This is a genomic window from Tistlia consotensis USBA 355, assembly GCF_900177295.1.
Classification (GTDB): Bacteria; Pseudomonadota; Alphaproteobacteria; order Kiloniellales; family DSM-21159; genus Tistlia; species Tistlia consotensis.
Genome location: NZ_FWZX01000089.1, coordinates 1 through 1,058, shown reverse-complemented (window position 1 = coordinate 1,058; position 1,058 = coordinate 1). Strand labels below are relative to the sequence as shown.

Here is a 1,058-nt window from a genome sequence, read left to right as displayed (position 1 = left end):
GAGCAGTGAGCTGCACAAGCGGTACATGGCGACCTTCGACAGGGAGCCAGGGGCGTGACCGTCCGCTGCCAATCCTGCGGCCAGGAGTGGCCCCGAGATCCGGCGCTGGAAGTGCCGTGCCCGTCGTGCCGCGCACCAGTCGGCGTTCGGTGTCGACGGCCGAGCGGCCACCGGGCTTGGGGGAACCCGCACGCCGAACGCGATCGTGCCGCCATGGCGGCCGGCCTTCTGGAGCGCTGCGCCGGCCGATGTCGGCAAGGTCGGGTGTCATGACCGACCTGCGCGGCTGGCCGCAGAGCCTGATCGAGATCGCCGAGATGACCTCGGTGGCGGCCGCGTTGCGCTTGGTCGACGCCTTCGGCGGCACCAAGTGCTATGTGCCGAAGACGCTCACGCCGGATCATCCGCTCGTCCAGGCGGTCGGCGCGTCTGCCGCCGAGGCGTTGCGGCAGCACTTCGAGGGTGATTACATCGAGGTGCCTGTGCTCGCCTCCGCACGCCACCGCAAGCGACTGATCCTGGAGGCGTCCGGTAGCACCAACGACGTTGCCCAGCAGGTCGGCGTCACGGCCCGCTACGTGCGGATGGTTCGGAACGCTGGCCGTCCCGACGATCGCCAGCTTGAGATGTTCGAGGAGCGGCCCGCCGGAACGGCTTCCGACTAAAGCTCGACGCGACCTAGGGCTAGCGTCGCGGGCATGGACCCCACCGCCATGCCTGCTGACCGTGCGATCTCGGGGGGCGGCTCGATCCGGAGCCGCCCCCTGGGGCTCCCCCTGGGGCTCGACGTCCGCCAGTTCGCCACCTGGATCGTCCGGCCGACGCTCGCCTACCTCGCGGACGGGCTGCCCGGCTTCGCGTCCGACGCGGCAGTGGAGCTGCTGCTCGGCACCGCCGCCCAGGAGGGCGGCTTCCGCTACCTGGCGCAGCTCGGCGGCGGCCCCGCCTTGGGTCCGTACCAGACCGAGCCGGCGACCCGCGCCGACGTCCACGACAGCTACCTGCGCTATCGGCCGGACCTGGAGCGGCGCGTCGCCAGCCTGCTGGCGCCGCACCCG

Annotated in this window: 1 protein-coding gene and 1 pseudogene; both read left to right on the top strand. The window is 71.8% G+C overall.

The genetic code is table 11. From position 1 onward, the window contains the following. The first annotated feature begins 269 nt into the window (after nt 1-269). Nucleotides 270-665, top strand: coding sequence for a hypothetical protein (locus B9O00_RS32235; protein WP_143596452.1), 396 nt, complete (start codon nt 270-272; stop codon nt 663-665). 48 nt (nt 666-713) lie between these two features. Then, nucleotides 714-1,058 (top strand): annotated as a pseudogene (locus B9O00_RS32230) (hypothetical protein); the annotation flags it as partial.

Coding starts and splice junctions, on each gene's coding strand:
- B9O00_RS32235 (WP_143596452.1), top strand. CDS start 270: ATGACCGACCTGCGCGGCTGGCCGCAGAGCCTGATCGAGATCGCCGAG.